The 15,917-nt window shown below is 44.7% G+C and carries 17 protein-coding genes; 9 read left to right on the top strand and 8 right to left on the bottom strand.

What is annotated here, in order from left to right; genetic code table 11:
• The first annotated feature begins 168 nt into the window (after window positions 1-168).
• On the top strand, window positions 169-1,281 hold the full coding sequence (locus L6475_RS07530; protein ID WP_237818689.1) for an SGNH/GDSL hydrolase family protein: 1,113 nt from the start codon (window positions 169-171) through the stop codon (window positions 1,279-1,281).
• Complete coding sequence (locus tag L6475_RS07525) at window positions 1,199-1,447, top strand: HAMP domain-containing sensor histidine kinase (protein ID WP_237818687.1); 249 nt, start codon at window positions 1,199-1,201, stop codon at window positions 1,445-1,447. Before L6475_RS07530 ends, L6475_RS07525 begins: the two co-directional genes overlap by 83 nt.
• Here L6475_RS07525 and L6475_RS07520 read toward each other — a convergent pair.
• From L6475_RS07520 to L6475_RS07510, 3 genes are read right to left on the bottom strand one after another with little or no spacing between them, the layout of a single operon-like run.
• Window positions 1,439-2,569 (bottom strand): alpha/beta hydrolase, encoded by a 1,131-nt coding sequence (locus tag L6475_RS07520; RefSeq protein ID WP_370641580.1) that lies wholly within the window; start codon window positions 2,567-2,569, stop codon window positions 1,439-1,441. The two genes, L6475_RS07525 and L6475_RS07520, sit on opposite strands and share 9 nt — an antisense overlap.
• A gap of 18 nt (window positions 2,570-2,587) precedes the next feature.
• On the bottom strand, window positions 2,588-3,124 hold the full coding sequence (locus tag L6475_RS07515) for a flavodoxin family protein (protein ID WP_028911694.1): 537 nt from the start codon (window positions 3,122-3,124) through the stop codon (window positions 2,588-2,590).
• Window positions 3,121-3,615, bottom strand: a complete 495-nt coding sequence (locus L6475_RS07510; protein ID WP_237818683.1) for a cyclophilin-like fold protein — start codon at window positions 3,613-3,615, stop codon at window positions 3,121-3,123. The genes L6475_RS07515 and L6475_RS07510 overlap by 4 nt, the downstream gene beginning before the upstream one ends.
• Window positions 3,616-3,879: 264 nt before the next feature.
• On the opposite strand from L6475_RS07510, the gene L6475_RS07505 reads away from it, so the two are divergent.
• Window positions 3,880-4,776 carry a helix-turn-helix domain-containing protein gene (locus L6475_RS07505; RefSeq protein WP_237818681.1) on the top strand — a complete coding sequence of 299 codons (897 nt, stop codon included), beginning with the start codon at window positions 3,880-3,882 and terminating at the stop codon, window positions 4,774-4,776.
• Between the two features lie 63 nt (window positions 4,777-4,839).
• Here the strand turns inward: L6475_RS07505 and L6475_RS07500 are convergent, their stop codons facing one another.
• The 5 genes from L6475_RS07500 to L6475_RS07480 all read right to left on the bottom strand — a co-directional run bounded on the left by L6475_RS07500 (window position 4,840) and on the right by L6475_RS07480 (window position 9,533).
• On the bottom strand, window positions 4,840-5,457 hold the full coding sequence (locus tag L6475_RS07500; protein ID WP_237818679.1) for a CatA-like O-acetyltransferase, family 2: 618 nt from the start codon (window positions 5,455-5,457) through the stop codon (window positions 4,840-4,842).
• 185 nt (window positions 5,458-5,642) lie between these two features.
• Complete coding sequence (locus L6475_RS07495; protein ID WP_237818678.1) at window positions 5,643-5,987, bottom strand: TIGR04076 family protein; 345 nt, start codon at window positions 5,985-5,987, stop codon at window positions 5,643-5,645.
• Window positions 5,988-6,488: 501 nt separating this feature from the next.
• On the bottom strand, window positions 6,489-7,781 hold the full coding sequence (locus L6475_RS07490) for a transposase (protein ID WP_237818676.1): 1,293 nt from the start codon (window positions 7,779-7,781) through the stop codon (window positions 6,489-6,491).
• 655 nt (window positions 7,782-8,436) lie between these two features.
• The gene (locus L6475_RS07485) at window positions 8,437-8,817 is read right to left on the bottom strand and encodes an MmcQ/YjbR family DNA-binding protein (protein WP_237818673.1); all 381 of its coding nucleotides are present in this window, start codon (window positions 8,815-8,817) and stop codon (window positions 8,437-8,439) included.
• Entirely contained in the window at window positions 8,814-9,533 is a 720-nt protein-coding gene (locus tag L6475_RS07480; RefSeq protein WP_237818670.1) for a nitroreductase family protein, read from the bottom strand. The genes L6475_RS07485 and L6475_RS07480 overlap by 4 nt, the downstream gene beginning before the upstream one ends.
• A 319-nt stretch (window positions 9,534-9,852) precedes the next feature.
• Between L6475_RS07480 and L6475_RS07475 the strand changes: the two genes are divergently transcribed.
• The 6 genes from L6475_RS07475 to L6475_RS07450 all read left to right on the top strand — a co-directional run bounded on the left by L6475_RS07475 (window position 9,853) and on the right by L6475_RS07450 (window position 15,873).
• Entirely contained in the window at window positions 9,853-10,185 is a 333-nt protein-coding gene (locus L6475_RS07475; protein WP_237818669.1) for a hypothetical protein, read from the top strand.
• 93 nt (window positions 10,186-10,278) lie between these two features.
• Window positions 10,279-10,596 carry a type II toxin-antitoxin system RelE/ParE family toxin gene (locus L6475_RS07470; protein WP_237818667.1) on the top strand — a complete coding sequence of 106 codons (318 nt, stop codon included), beginning with the start codon at window positions 10,279-10,281 and terminating at the stop codon, window positions 10,594-10,596.
• 14 nt (window positions 10,597-10,610) lie between these two features.
• Window positions 10,611-10,955, top strand: coding sequence for a HigA family addiction module antitoxin (locus L6475_RS07465; RefSeq protein ID WP_237818665.1), 345 nt, complete (start codon window positions 10,611-10,613; stop codon window positions 10,953-10,955).
• A gap of 280 nt (window positions 10,956-11,235) precedes the next feature.
• Entirely contained in the window at window positions 11,236-11,961 is a 726-nt protein-coding gene (locus L6475_RS07460) for a DUF2490 domain-containing protein (RefSeq protein ID WP_237818663.1), read from the top strand.
• 9 nt (window positions 11,962-11,970) lie between these two features.
• The gene (locus L6475_RS07455; protein WP_237818661.1) at window positions 11,971-14,250 is read left to right on the top strand and encodes an inorganic phosphate transporter; all 2,280 of its coding nucleotides are present in this window, start codon (window positions 11,971-11,973) and stop codon (window positions 14,248-14,250) included.
• Window positions 14,251-14,823: 573 nt separating this feature from the next.
• Window positions 14,824-15,873 (top strand): DUF4932 domain-containing protein, encoded by a 1,050-nt coding sequence (locus L6475_RS07450; RefSeq protein ID WP_237818659.1) that lies wholly within the window; start codon window positions 14,824-14,826, stop codon window positions 15,871-15,873.
• Window positions 15,874-15,917: the final 44 nt, after the last annotated feature.

The following is a 15,917-nucleotide window of genomic DNA, read 5'->3' as shown; positions in this document are numbered from 1 at the left end:
GATTATATATGATCAGGATTAATTTCTCCTGAACACATATCTAATTAAGTAAGAGTCAAAATTTATCAAAGAATGGCCAAACCTTTCTGTCATAAAAATTTTGGGCGTTAAGTGATTAATGTGTACCTTTGCACCCCGAATAATAAAGTTTATTTACAGAGCAACATTATGACTGATCATAGCAAGTGGGTGGCCTGTTGGGGAAATGCCACCTCTATTACCAACCGTCTGGAGGCCACCTATGCCAAGAACCTAACTTTGCGTTATCCCATCAGAATGCCTTTCGACGGGAGTAAGCTGCGGTTCCGATTCTCTAATCTTACAGGCACCGAACCCGTTACTTTGACAAAGGTGTTCGTGAATCATACACCAATCACTTTTGGCGGCAAGACGAGTGTGAGCATTCTGCCAGGCACTGAGACGGAAAGCGACGCTATTGCCCATGCTGTGAACATGGGCGATGTGGTGAACGTCAGTTTCTATTTGGCCGATTTCACTCAGATGAACAGTGGCACACTTATCACTGGCCCGCTCTCCAAGGGATTCTATGCCTATGGCGACTATGCTGAGGCCGACGAACTGCCCCTCGACCTGAGCCGGCGAACCAACTGGTTCTATTTCCTGAACACCATCGATGTGCTTACTGCAGAAGAAAATAGAGCCGTGGTGTGCTATGGCGACTCAATCACCGCACAGTCGTGGCCCGACTATCTGGCCCAGATGGCCTTCGGATCGAACGTGGCTATAGTGCGGCGGGCAGTGAGTGGTACTCGCATACTACGACAGTACGACTGCATCACCTACCAGGCCTACGGATTGAAAGGGGCCACACGCTTTCCTATAGAAATGAAAGTGGCTGGAGCTACCGATGTAATCATCCAGCATGGCATCAACGATATTATTCATCCTGTAGGAACAGACGTGAACCCCTTCCGCCCATGGAGCGACCTTCCTACAGTAGAGGAAATGGAGAGTGGGGTAGAGAATATCTATGTAGGTCCGGCCAAGGCTATGGGACTGAAAGTGTGGAGTGGAACGTTGCTGCCCATCTATGGTTGGCGCACCTACAACGAGCAGCGCGAAGCCATGCGACAACAGTTCAATGAATGGCTGCGCACATCGCCTATTTTCGATGGATGTATAGATTTCGATGCCGCCGTGCGCAGTAATGAGCATCCCAAGGCTTTCGCCGATGGCTATGACAGTGGCGACCATCTTCACCCCAGTGAGCGTGCCTACGAAGCCATGGCCCGAGCCGCACAAGTGGTGGTGCTGGAATAAACTGTTTCTATTCGAAGAGTTTGTTCAGCTCGACCAGTATTACAACGGAACGGGCATCGGCCTTACCGTTGCCCGTTCGCTGGCCCGAAGAATAGGGGGTAAAATATGGTTGGACACTAGCTACAACACAGGTGCCCGCTTCATTCTGCAACTGCCATTACTTTAAGTTCTTGAGGAAAAACTCAGCCAGTGTGTCCCAGGGAATCATGTTTTTGGGCTGGCCCTTGCCTTCCTTTTCCTCGTAGCCGCCATCGTAGAGGTCGCAATGGGTGGCATCGGGGATGATGAGCAGCTGCTTATTCTCAGGATTGGGGTTCGGCTCACCCACAAACTTATAGCCCTCGGCACGGCCCTCTACCATATAGTGATAGGCTGCCTCGCCAAAGTAGCGTGAATGGGCGTCGGCGCCGTGCATCACGAGTACGGCAGAGCGAATCTCATTGATGTAGTACAGGAAACGGCTGTTGGCATAGGCCTGCGTACCGATGACGCGCCAGCCGTCGTTTGAATTGCCTGAACGCTTGTGGTAGCCGCGTGAGGTCTTGTAATAGTCATAGTAGTCATGCACGAAGTTGGGTGCTTGTGGGGGCACGGTGTCCAGTACGCCGCCTGCCATCGCGTTAGGGTCCTCCAAGCGCTGCTTCGAAAGGTTCTCACGGTTTCTGTGGCGCCACTGCTCATCGTCGAAAGCATCATTGTAGTCGTTACCGCTGACGCGGGTCATGTCATACATCGTTGAGGCCACAGTAGCCTTGATGCGCGTGTCGGCGGCGGCAGCATTCAGGGCGATGCCTCCCCAACCGCAGATGCCGATGATACCAATACGCTCGGCATCAACATTGTCCTGCCTAGACAGGAAATCGACAGCAGCCATAAAGTCCTCGGTATTGATGTCTGGCGAAGCTGTGCGACGTGGTTCACCGCTGCTCTCACCCGTATAGGAAGGGTCGAAAGCCAGTGCCACGAAACCACGTTCTGCCATCTTCATGGCATAGAGTCCGCTGCACTGTTCCTTCACTGCTCCGAAAGGACCGCTTACGGCAATGGCAGGAAGCTTCTTAACTTCCTTAATTTCTTTTGGTATATAGAGGTCGGCGGCAAGTGTCAGTCCGTATTGTGTTTCAAACGTCACCTTGCGGTGGTTCACTTTCTCGCTCAGCGGGAACACCTTATCCCACTCCTGCGTCAATTCTAACTTCTGTTCCATATCGTTATTAGTCGTTTGTTTGTTGTTACATGCTACGAGGATACTGCATATCAGTATCGTGGCGAAAAAAGACCTTTTCATTTTTCTCTACTTTCTATGTTATACCTTTTCTCCTAATTCAAATGCCTCTTGGAGTTTGGGATTACCCATTATCTCACGAGCTTCGTTCACGCCTCCACAGAATAGTGTGCCAGCCATGCGTGACTTAGGATAGCAATCCACCCATCCTTTCAGGCCTGCTTCTGCTCTCGTTGAAGTATCGTCCTCGTCTTCTGCTGCCGTTGACAGCATATAGACATCGCGAAACTGATAATCCTGTTCGTACATACCGTTCATGCGGTCTATGAGGGTCTTCATCTGACCGCTCATCTCATAATAGTAAATAGGTGTAGCCCAACATACTACATCGGCCTCCAGTACCTTTGCCATGATGTCGTTCACATCGTCGTTGATGACACAGCGGCCCAGCTTTTGGCAACCGAAGCAGCCTTTGCAAAACTGTATATTCTTACCTACAAGAGAAATCTTCTCTACTTTGTTTCCGGCAGCCTTTGCTCCTTCAACGAACTTGTCTGCTAACATGTCGCTGTTTGAGCCGTGACGCAGACTTGTGGAAATAACTATAACTTTTTTCATTGCTTTCTAATTATCTTTTTACCGTTTTGAATTATGATTCCTTTATGTCCAGCCTGAGCTAATGTGCCTTGCAGAGTATAGCATTTTTTATCTTTTAACTTTTCACTCTTAACTGTATTGATGCCTGTGGACAGTGCAAGCGACAGGGTAACACTGATGTTGCTTTCGCCTGCTTTGAGGAATGTGCGAAGCTCATTTTCTGACAGTCCGTCGATATGTCCTAAACGAGTATAGCTCCAAGAGTTTGACTCGTAGAAGATGCATATGTTGCTGCCGTTATAAAGAACGATGTCTCCGGGTAGGGCTGTCATCTGCTCGTTTTTCGTTGTCAGCGATTTGCCTAAAGAACCCCATATCTCAAAATCGTTGTCGTTGAGAGTCACTGTTATGGGTGCGTTCTGAAGTGCAGCAACCAACTCGCGTGTGGCATCATTATCCACAAGTGTCGCGCTTTGCGTTTGTCCATCGATAGTGATATAAATTTTATTCATAGTAGGTGCTTCTGCTTTCGCTTCGTTGTCTGCAGAACAGCTGCAGAACAGCATGGCGGCTAAAAATAATAGAATCTGTCGCATCTCTCCTTTCTTTTTTTAAGTTTGTCATAATCGAGTCTCATTACGACTGCAAAGATACGAACAATATATAATATAGGTATTACACAAATTGGCTGATTATATACCAATTTCGCAGAAAGCGCTAAAAAACTATTAATTTTCTACCATTATTAGACTATTTTGCGTACATTTGCCACCGATATGAAGAATATTCTGAAGGTTGAAACTCCTAACGACTACGCTCGTTTTGTGGATGCACCAGTGTTGCACCCATTAATTAGCATCATCCATTACGACGAGCTGGCACCCTTCCGTCACAGTCTGAACAACTATGGCGTGTATGGGCTGTTCATTCAGCGGCAGTTCCCCCGTAATCTCTCATACGGCATGCGGAAATGGCAGGTGAGCGATGGTTCTATCATTGCAGTGGAACCAGGACAGATCGGTGGACTGGAGGACAACGGCGAACGCATCTCGTTATGTGGTTGGGTGCTGCTGTGGTCGCCCGAACTGTTGAACGGCACTGAACTGGAACGCCAGATAGACCGCTATCAGTTCTTCTCGTATTTCTTTGATGGTTCGCTGTGCATGGAGCCCGACGAATGGCTCTGTATCACGCAACTGGTGACCCAGATGCGACAAGAGTTGCAGACACACGAGGACTCCCCGTCTTTGAGAAATGTGCTGCTTGGCTATCTGCACCTGATACTGGAATACTGCAACCGCATCTACCAACGCCAACTGTCGGAAGAGGATAAAGGAGAGACCGACTTGCTGAAGCGCTTCCACAATCTGCTGCAAACCTATTTCCGAGAGAACCGTCAACTGTCGCAAGGCTTGCCTACTGTTGCATGGTGTTCCTCCCAACTAGCCTATTCGCCTCGTTATTTTGGTGACATCGTCCATAAGGCTACAGGCGGAACGGCTATTGGCTACATACATAAATATATAATAAATCAGGCGAAAAGCCTGCTGATGCAAGGGCATAACATCAGCGAGACCTCCCGCCTCCTCGGTTTTGATTTCCCTCACCATTTCACCCGTCTGTTCAAACGCATCACGGGTCTTACTCCCAGCGAGTTTGTGGGGAAATGTTAAACAAGAGAGCGTGTCATGTGTGATACTCCCTCTTGTTGATAAATGGAAAGCGTACTTTTTTATCTACAATCGGTTGATTTCTACCTGTAGATTATTCAGAAAATGCCCAACTTGTAAGCCGTCCATCTGGACGTGGTGAAACTGGAAACTAATGGGTAGCGTGGTCTTGAACAGACTTCTGCGATACCTTCCCCAAACGGCAAATGGATTGTTCAGCGTGCCTGAGTATTGGTTCACAACAACGTCCAGTTCGGTATGTGGCAATGCCGAAGTGCCTATGACCATATAGCCGTCTAATGACAGTATCTCGCACTTCTCTATAGCAAGTGCTGTTAGTCGTTGGTAGTCGGCGTCAAAAGTCCGTATGTCATCAGAGTAGGGGATGTCGCACATGCTGATGCTGCCTTTCTTGTTTTGTACTATCACGTTGACAGCCAACTTGTCGTAGCGGTACAATTTGCCGTCTTCTGGCAAAAGGTAGAATTCGTCTATCGTGCTTGCTGCCTTGCAGATGCACCAACACAACAATGCGTTGAATTTAATGCCCATGCGCTTGCTGGCTTTTCGCAGTCTGCCTACGTTGAAAGTCCTTACGAACGTTACCATCGGTTGCGTGGATGATATCCACCATTTGAATGCTTCGCATCTGCTTGTCTCGTTTGGGTTTATTTCTGTTTTCATCTGTTGTCTCGTTATTAATTCAGGGCATGCGAAAGATTACATGCTCTCCTTCTATACTTATTTTATTATTAGTGGATTTTGCTGCGATAACGGCATTTTTGCCTATAGTTACCTGCCTCTACATTTCGCATACGGGGTCTCTCTTGTAGCCAGCCCCTGTGGCATCTATCATGTCAAATATACTATTATTCAATTACTTCAATATAAAAACTGAACGGACGGAAACCATCGTTACAACTGATCATCGCACTCATGGGGTTCTTCATCCAACCATCGTGATAAACGTAAGATCCGTCAGTGGAAACGCTTCGCTCTGCAAAAAAGTTTCCTTCGCCCTTGGCAAGTGATTCCACAAACTCTCGCATGGACCCCCATGCTGACGGACACATTCCATCTGGTCGTTGGCCATCAACAGAAATCCACTGCTGTCCTTCTTTCACATCGCATGCGTGTTGGATCGGGTTTTCATATTTCGCCATCAGGTCTGGATAGACCGTTTGTCGGATAGCCGTGATTCTGACTTTATTCATTTCGTTTAGATTTCAAAATGGCGGTACCACCATTTTTGTCAATATATAATTACATGAGTTTTTTATTGTCGTTGCAAAAATACAAATAAAAATGTAAATTCAAGGATGATGGCATAGAAAACATAGAGAAGTATAACCTGTGTTTTGAAGTTTTTGTTCTCTTTTTCTGTTATTCCGCCATCCGTGTTTTAACATTTCAATACGCTCATAATTCTCACGAAAATCACCAAGTGTAATGCTGGTCGAAAATTTTCGAGTTTTGACGAAGGGTAACTAAAGCAAAATACACAAAAATGAACAAAATAGCTGAACTTTTACGCCAAATAGGCATACAATCACCATTAAATTATGCAGGAAACACCGTTATTTTATGTTGCAATCACCGTTAGATTACTAAAGTTTCCCACTTGCCATTTTATAGGCTTTTTCAAATGATTGTATCTTGTAATTTACAGATAAACAATTCATTAACATTTTGCAAACGTAAGTTAATGCTCTATATCAATAGTCTGCTACAGCATCTAATGGTGACAAAGCAAGTAGGATTGCTTCAAGCTCATCAACAGTCTGTGTACCTTCCATCAAATTCTCCATGGTATCAGCCACATTGATGCAGAGTTTTACTGCCAACACGTTAAGCAGATTCTTGATGATCTCCAGTGTACGGCGCCATTGAGTGAGCTCAAACAATTCTCGTCTTGTCTCACGGAACAACTCTCCAAGTGCTTCATACTGGTTGAACCGCTGGCCCAATGTCAGCACCATGTGCGTCATAAGACAGAGCGTGCAGTCGGCAATTTGCTCGTCGAAATCTGTACCCTGGTATGAGCCAAGTCCAAGATATTGCCGGCACTCCTTTATCAGCACTTCTATATTCCAGCGTATTTGGTATATCTCAAAGGCTTCCACAAACTTCATGTGGGTGTCCGTCGTGACAATAGCGTCCCAATTCTTATTCCGTCCGACTCTGATGAAGAATATCTTCACACATGTATCCCCCATCATCACCCGTTGCTCGAAATACATGCACTTATACTTGCGGCACACAACAGCCTCACGCTCGTGCAAGGATATAAGCTCATGAACATTGTATCTGCGTGAGCCGACTGCATACTTGTCCTTTCCCATGGCAAGACGGCCTACGACATGTATCGCTCCACCTGCTATCTTCCTTATAGCGCAAACCAATGGAGGCTTCACAAACCACGTGTCCATCAGTGCATAAGCAGCACAAATGCCAAACTTATAAGCCCTCTCTATCATTTTGGCTACGTTGTCATTCTTCTTGGCATCCAGTTCCTTAAAACGCTCATAGTCAGGATTGCTTTCGCTACGCTCTTTGTGGAACTGCATGGAACGTTCTTTCTTTGAGAGGCTGAAGTCTTCTTTCTTTCCTGCTTCCCGATGCATAGATAAGTCTACTGTATATGTACTGCGTCCATCGAAGAACGCGAGCAGGAGCAGCTTGTAACCGAGTACACACTTGCCAAGGACATGGTCAAACACTCGACTAAGCCCCTCGAAGTGTAGCCCGGTTTTGGTCACAGTTGTGTCATCAACAATATAGCATTTTGGCGCTTCGGTCTCCTCTGCATTTTCTTTGCGTACTATGCTTTGAAAACGCCGTGCCATAGATAGCTGCAGAATCTGCCAGTTCATTTCCGAACGAGCCAACAGACGGTAGAAGCAATTTTTGCCGACCTCAAGAACACCATGGAACTTTGTTAGTGACAAGGAGCCTATTGTCTCACCAAGAATACGGAAAACCATCATGGCCAGAATCTGCTCTGCCATATCTCGCCCGCGCATTTTGTCCAAAGAGTGTTTGGAGAGGATTCTGCCTATGCCAAAACACCTCATGAAGTGCATTATTGCGTCACTAGTCTCACTTTTAACACTCAATATCTTGGTCAACTCACCGATTTTGTTTAATTTTGCAAACATATAAGGAATGTTTAATTGTTTATGTATCAATGATTTATTTGCACTACAAAGATACAAAAACTTTTGGACATTCCTTCTTTTTTCCTTGTGTTTTAAGGCCTTAAGTACGATTTATATGCAAGTGGGAAACTTTAGTTAGATTATACTGCAATCACCGTTAGATTATTCTGCAATTCTTATTGAAAGGTACTGCAAATCCCGTTAAGATGCTATGTATGTCACCGTTCTATTCCGATATGGCTTTTTTATTTGCGTTTAAACATTGAGAAAAATGTGAAAATATGATGTCAAAAAGTGTCTTAATCAATTCATTTTTACTCAAAAACATGGTTCTAGAAGTAAGTCCAAAGTCACTTTTAAGGAGTAAAAAGAAGCATTTTTATTCTAGTTTGCGATTTTGATTTGTCAAAATAATCGAATAATTGACCAAAATAAGTGGACAATTTTAACATATGCGGCAAGGCGCCGATCTATGCCTTGTGCACCACCTGTTATGACATCGCATTTAATTTGATGCAGATAAATACTTTGACCGAATGGCCTTTGGGAGTTTCGATGCTATGAGCTGATAGGACTCTTTTATTAAGCCCTTTACTAACGCTTCGTCCATCTCTTCGTAATAAACGTCGCTCCAGTGCGTCTTGTTCCAATGATAGGCTGGTGTTACAGCTGAGAAACGTTCCCTAAGTTCGATATTCCTGTCTGGAGATAACTTCAAGGCGATTCTTGATTCTCCGTCCTTCATATCATATCTGCCACCACCTAACCATAGGCAGACAAATATCTTTCCTTCCAAGCGAAAGTTTAGGATGTCTTCACCAAACGCTTGGTCTTCGGTCACTCCTGGAAGTGATAATGTGTACTCTCTAACCTCTTCAATATTCATACCCAATCAAAGTTGACTTCTTCTGCACCAATCTCAAAGTGATATTTGGCAATGCCTAAATCAATCTTATTATAACCAATTATCGAAAATCCCTTCTTGGCTCTTATTTGATGTCGATCATTCTTTACTCCGATGTACTCAAACGAGAACTTCTGTTGGTTCACTGCTGTAGGAGCAAGCAAAGCAGCTTCAACCCCCTTCTTAAACCATGACGGAGTGATGTCACTGGCATCCTTGGACGAACCAGGTGTCTTTACGGCCGAGTGGCTTATTTGCTCGACGGTCTTGATTTTATGGCTGACACCTTGTGTCTCACCATAGCCGATAGCAATGTAACAAGCAATCTTCTCATCTTCGCCAAGCTCATACGTTCCTGGCACCTTCGAGTAAGAGAGGCCTACCCAACAAGTGTTTAATCCAAGTGTCTGAGCCAACAACACCAGATGCTCACCATAGTAACCTATGCGTTCATCAAGATCTTCAGCTTTTTTCCCTGCCATGACAATATAGTTGTTGGCATTACGGAACTTTCCATATTTAGCCAAAGTACCTTGGAATGCCTTAGGTTCGTTAAGGATTAACTGCATATGGAGTTGTCCTTCACGATTCAGAATAGCAATCTGCTCTTCCAGTATCTTGACTGCATCATCAGCCAAAGGTTTATTTTTGTAGGCCCTTACACTATGTCGGGCTTCAATAGCTTCTTGTAGTGTCATTGGTTGTCTTTTTTGATAATCGGGTTCTTTCTTTCATTCTAACTATCACAAATTGTGAATAATCGTTGTACGCCTGGCGTTGCAATTCCATAAGCTCGTTCATTTCGCGTACTCTATCATTGAATTTCTTCAAATAATTTTATGGCTATAAATTTTATCGCTATAACATTTCGGTGTAAAAGTAGATGATTTTATTTGATATAACAAACATTTTGGTAAAAATCTGCATTTTGTATTAATTGGTTAGGGTAAAACTACGATAAAATGCGTTAAATGTTCATACTAATGTTCCATCGCAATAGAGGGCATCATCGGACACATGGCTACACATCCTATCCATTCCGTTGAGGCTGGTATCATTCTTATTGCAGACGGTTGTGACATGACCAAAGGACGTGCCCGCATTCCTTTGGAAATACCGTCAAAACCGACTGAAGGCGATATCCACAAGTATTCTGCAAACGCTATCGAAAAGGTTAAAATAGGACGGGGGAATGAACGTCCCTTGAAAATTGAGATACACATGAGGGCAGAGGTAGGCTTCTTCCAAGTTGAAGAAGTCCTGATTCCCAAAATTCAGTCAAGTCCTGCCAAGAGTCTGTTGGAGTTGTATGCAGGAGTTGAGGGAGAGGAAATGAAACGGTATATGTAAATTCCCCCCCAAGGCATACTTAATATTAATCTTCAGCAAATAATTGTTCTTATATTTGCGAACACCCAAAACTTTTTGTACCTTTGCAGCCGTATGATAGTTACATTCGAGCAGACATACCTACAGGAACTCTATACGGAGGGCAAGGCGAGTGATAAGAAACACCGCTTTCAGCCTCAGATAGTCAGCAAGTATGTAAAAGTGGTCAACCTGATGAAACAGCAGGAAAATGTTTTAGGGCTGGCTAAGTACGGCTCCTTGCACTACGAGAAACTGCATGGCGATAAAGAGGGGGTATCCTCCGTTCGTGTCAACGATCAATACCGCATTGAGTTCACTGAAAGCATGGAAGCTGGCAAGCAGATTGCCACTATATGTAACATTACAGAATTGTCAAACCATTATAAGTAGAAGGAGGACGAGATATGACCACACTTGAAGGAGTAAAACCGCAGATGATAGCAAATAATCTGAAGCCCTATCAGCCCACCCATCCTGGCGAGGTGTTGAAGGATGAACTGGAATATCGTGGCATTTCGCAACGCGGACTGGCAAAGGAGATAGGTATCTCCTATTCAGCCTTCAACGAGATGCTTAACGGCAAACGGTCGCTTAGTCCCGAACTGGCCATGATGATGGAGGCAGCTCTCGGTGTGGATGCCGCCCCTCTGCTGGCTATGCAGAACGAATACGACATGCTGATGGCCGAGCGCGATGCCTCGTTTATGGAGAAGCTAAAGCAGATTCGCCGTATTGCGGCCATCTTCTGAGAGATAAAATATTAAGGCGTAGCAATAAAACAGATATGCCAATGGACAGATAAATCGGCAAGCAAGGCATTGAGACTTTGCTTGTCGATTTTCGTATGGCACTTGCCTGTGCCAGATGTTCGGTATTAGTGACAATGCCGTTTCATTGTTATTGCAATCTCATGACATTGTGAGGTTGCAATAATTCTTTATTACCCTTGCAACACGTTTGTAACATCCTGTCTGTACTTTTGCAGCGTCAACAGAGGGCTTGAACAGATTCCTCAGTTGACACAGAAGTATGGATAAAGAAAAAGCTGAAAGAATCATCAAGATTGTCAATTTGGTGAGATACATCATCCTCGCAGTGTTCCTGACATTTGTATTTGTTGCGCTGTCTAAGGCGCAAACGACGCATGATTTTGGTGTTTGGTATAGTGCCGGTATGGAAAAGAAAATCAGTGCTGACTGGAACGCAGGCATCGGCACGGAATTGCGTACAAAACATAGGCGCGAGTATATTGACCGATGGAAACTGGACATCCACAGCATGTATAGGATTCATCGGCATTTCAAGTTAGGTGCCGCTTACGAGTTCCACATTAAAAATCAAACGACAGGTGGCGAAACCGTTTCTTTACTGCACCATCGCTTCATGGCGGATGTAGTACCCTCTATATCTGTCAATGGTTGGCTTCATTTATCGCTAAGGGAAAGATACCAATACACCTACCGGATGGCGAGACATGACATTGATGCTCAGCACGAGCATCATCTGCGCAGCCGTATTAAGGCTGTGATGGCAATGGCACAGTCGAAATGGGAGCCTTTCACATCTGCCGAGATGTTCAACAACATGGGAGAAGGATTCACAATAGACGAGATTCGGCTGACAGTCGGTACAGGACATCGCTTCAGTCTGCACCATTCCGTCAACATCGGCTATATGCTAAACCTGAAGAAATCAACAGACAGTCTGGACAAGATGCTCCATATACTTACTACGGAATACATTTACAACTTATAACGCGCATATATGAATACTTTATTTCTTGGAATAGTTATATTTCTGATTGTACTTGCGGTGTTCGACCTTGTGGTTGGCGTAAGCAATGACGCAGTAAACTTTCTGAACTCTGCCATCGGTGCCAAGGTGGCAAGGTACAGAACGGTGGTGACGATAGCTGCTGTTGGTGTGTTTGCAGGGGCAACACTAAGCAATGGCATGATGGATGTGGCACGACACGGCATCATGACACCACAGTATTTCTCGTTCTACGACGTGATGTGTGTATTCCTGGCTGTCATGGTGACCGACGTGGTGCTGCTCGACATGTTCAATACGCTCGGAATGCCGACATCCACCACCGTCTCGATGGTTTTCGAACTGCTGGGCGGAGCCTTTGCCATCGCCCTGTTACAGATACTCTATGGAGCAACGGCAGCTGACGGTACGTTGCTTTCATTAGGTGATTTGTTGAACACGGAGAAAGCCATTTCGGTTATTCTTGGCATTTTCCTTAGTGTTGCCATTGCGTTTGTCCTCGGCATGCTGGTACAGTGGGTGGCACGCATTGTTTTCACTTTTACCTACCGTGTGAACGGGAGAACGACAGATCAGTCTGGCAAGATGGGAAGTTTGGTTGCATCGTCGCTGAAGATTGGTATCTTTGGCGGACTATCTGTGACGGTCATTGTTTGGTTCCTGCTGATCAACGGATTGAAGGGTAGCACGTTGATGACGCCTGAGTTGAAAGAAATGGTTAGTCAGAATACATGGTTGATTATTGGCGGAGGCACTATCGTTTTCTCATTATTTATGACGCTGATGAGCGCTATGAAGTTGCCCGTACTAAAGTGCGTTGTTCTGTTGGGCACCTTCGCTCTGGCAATGGCTTTTGCTGGCAACGATCTTGTGAACTTTGTGGGCGTGCCACTTACTGGACTTGAGGCTTATCAGGACTACATGGCCAACGGTAACGGCGAAGCACAGAACTTTATGATGCGCTCGCTGATGGATAGTGCTCATACGCCCGCCCCGTATCTCATTGCTGCTGGTGTGGTGATGGTGCTCGCACTAGTATTTTCGAAGAAGGCGCAGAACGTTGTGAAGACCTCGGTTGACCTCTCGCGACAGGATGAGGGCGACGAGATGTTCGGTTCGAGTGGCGTAGCACGGACGTTGGTGCGCATGTCGAGAAGTATAGCTAGCGGCCTGACAGCATTAGTGCCGAGTGGGGTAGCGCGTTGGATTGACTCACGTTTTAATGCCGATGCTGCTGTGTTGAAACGGGGAGCCGCCTTCGATGAGATTCGTGCAACAGTCAATCTGGTGCTTGCTGGGGCGCTGGTGGCATTGGGTACATCGCTTAAACTGCCGCTATCCACCACCTATGTCACCTTTATGGTGGCTATGGGTACTTCGCTGGCAGACCGAGCATGGAGTCGCGAAAGTGCTGTGTTCCGTATCACTGGCGTACTATCGGTCATAGGAGGTTGGTTCGTCACGGCAGGTGTGGCGTTCATGTCGTGCTTCCTCGTCTGCATAGTCCTGTTCTTTGGATCGTTTGTGGCAATGGCAGCCGCCATTGCAATAGCCATCTTCTTGCTTATTCGAAGCCACCTGCGCTATAGAAACATCAACAAGACCAGTGAGGCCGACGAATTGTTTGATAGGATTGTTCGTAGTAGCGATAAAACAGAATGTTGGGTACTGCTTCGACAACATGTGGCAATAACCATCACAAACCATCTACAATTGATTGCAGAGACTTATAAGTCGATGACCGATGCATTCTTTTATGAGGATTATCGCACGCTAAAACGTACAACAGCGATAACCGAAAACCAGCGAAAGGATATAAAACGTCAGCGACGCAAACAAATAATAGCTCAACGGCGAATAGACCCTGTGTTGAGTATAGAAAAGGGCACATGGTACTTTCTGACCATCAACTCGCTTGCACAAATGGTATATGGTTTGAAACGTATGGGCGAGCCATGTTTAGAGCATGTTGGCAATAACTTTAGTCCGGTGCCAAGCAAATATATCCAGGAGTTTATACAGATGCGCAATGAGATATTACAACTCATTAACCGGGCCTGCCAAGCCGAAACAATGGCGTTGATACGTGGTGATGCAGATAAACTACAATCACAGCTTTCCGATTATCGACGTACTATCATTCACGACATTCAAGCAAAGCAACTCAATATTGAAAGCATGACAGTATTTCTGAATTTGGTTCAGGAGTCACAACAGCTTCTCAGTGCTTTGCGCCATACAGTGAGAGGGGCAAGCAAGTTTGATGAGTAATGCACGTTGGCTGTCGATGTGTACAAGCTAAGCTTTCACGCCGATTTCCCCCAACATTTTGTCCCTTCTGCGTAGCATATATATTATAGCAGGAAGATATAAGGTTTAGTTTAGGTTATGGATATTATATATGGGATTAAACTAAACTAAACCGAGCCTTGCCCAAATAAACCTTGCTTTAGTCTCTCTTTTTTGGATGGCAATTCAAATATTGCTTTTTTTAAATAGTGTTATAGTCTCTGTTATGTTCAGATAAAAGGTTGTTTTTAATGTATTTTTTGTGATGTTTCAAAAAAAAAGAGTGAATTGTGTTAAGAAAGGTTGTAATGTTACAACCATTTAAAATATTTTATATCTTTGCAGCATGATAACAGGCATCAGTATTGCCGCTATTCAAAAACTCCTTGACCAGCTGATTCAGAAGAAGTATGTTGAAAGTGGAGAAAAGGACGGTAGTTGGAGAGTGTTTGTGACACATTAAGTGATGTAAGATGCTGAGTATACTAACGATATACAATCTCTCTTGAATCCCGGCATTTAATTGATCAAACGTTATCAAAAATGTATAATAATATGCAAAAGAAAACTTTTGTTACTATTCTGTTCTCTCTGCTTTCAATTTTTGCGTCTGGACATATTAAATCGGAAGTATCTGAGACTGTAGAACTGATGGGAATCCTTTCGCGTACTGCGGGGTTTCAAGAATTCAGCAAAGACCTTGCCGGCCAGTATTCTAAAGATACTGAAGCATGGTTTGCACAATACCGTGAGCATCCGACTGTCGCTTACTATAAGGAGCTACGTGACAAAAATGGCATTGCCTACGAACGGGTGACGAATATGGCGGTTCATCTGGAAATAGAAAAAGGTAAAGTAAAGCTTGTCGGCAATCGTGCCGAACTCACTGGTGGCTGGCAGAATGTTGACCTTGACGACTTCGTGAAGCGTCTTAACAAATTCTATGCAGATTCACGCTTTCATGAGTTCTTTGAGCAACATCAGAATTTCTATAGTGACTTTTTGAAACAATACGATACCAATGTCATACCATATATTCATACTGATTGGTATGGGAAATTCTATAATGGTGCTGCACCTACAGAGCAATTCAGAATAATCATAGGCTTTACCTATGGATCAACCAACAATGGTGCTTCCCGACAACTGCCTGGTCAGCCACGTGAGGTATTCGCTGTCTGTGGCTACAATCTGAATCCTCGAACTGGTCGTCTGCTGTTCGATACTAGCCTTCCACTCCATGAGTTCAATCACTCCTTTGTCAATCCGCTTTTGGAAAAAAATGAAAAAGCTATGCAAGAAGTGGGAAAAAAACTATTCCAATCCTCACAATCAGTTATGGAGAAGCAGCACTATGATGACTGGCACATCGTCATCAACGAAAGTCTTGTTAGAGCTGCTGTCATTGTCTATTTCTACGAGAATGGCTTTAATCAGTTTGCCATGAATATGCTAAACATAGAAACGATGCAAAATGGCTTCCCCTGGGTGCTTGATGTTGTTTCTGCTCTACGCTATTATGCTACCCATCGTGAACAGTATTCTACGCTTAACGATTTCTATCCAGAGATTGCTAGATTCCTTAACAAATACAATATGAAATAATTAGTGAAAAATAGGTTTAGTTTATTCCGCTTTATATATAGGGA

This window comes from Prevotella sp. E9-3, from assembly GCF_022024015.1.
Classification (GTDB): Bacteria; Bacteroidota; Bacteroidia; order Bacteroidales; family Bacteroidaceae; genus Prevotella.
The sequence above is the reverse complement of the archived record's forward strand: the minus strand, read 5'-3'. Positions and strand labels throughout refer to the sequence as shown.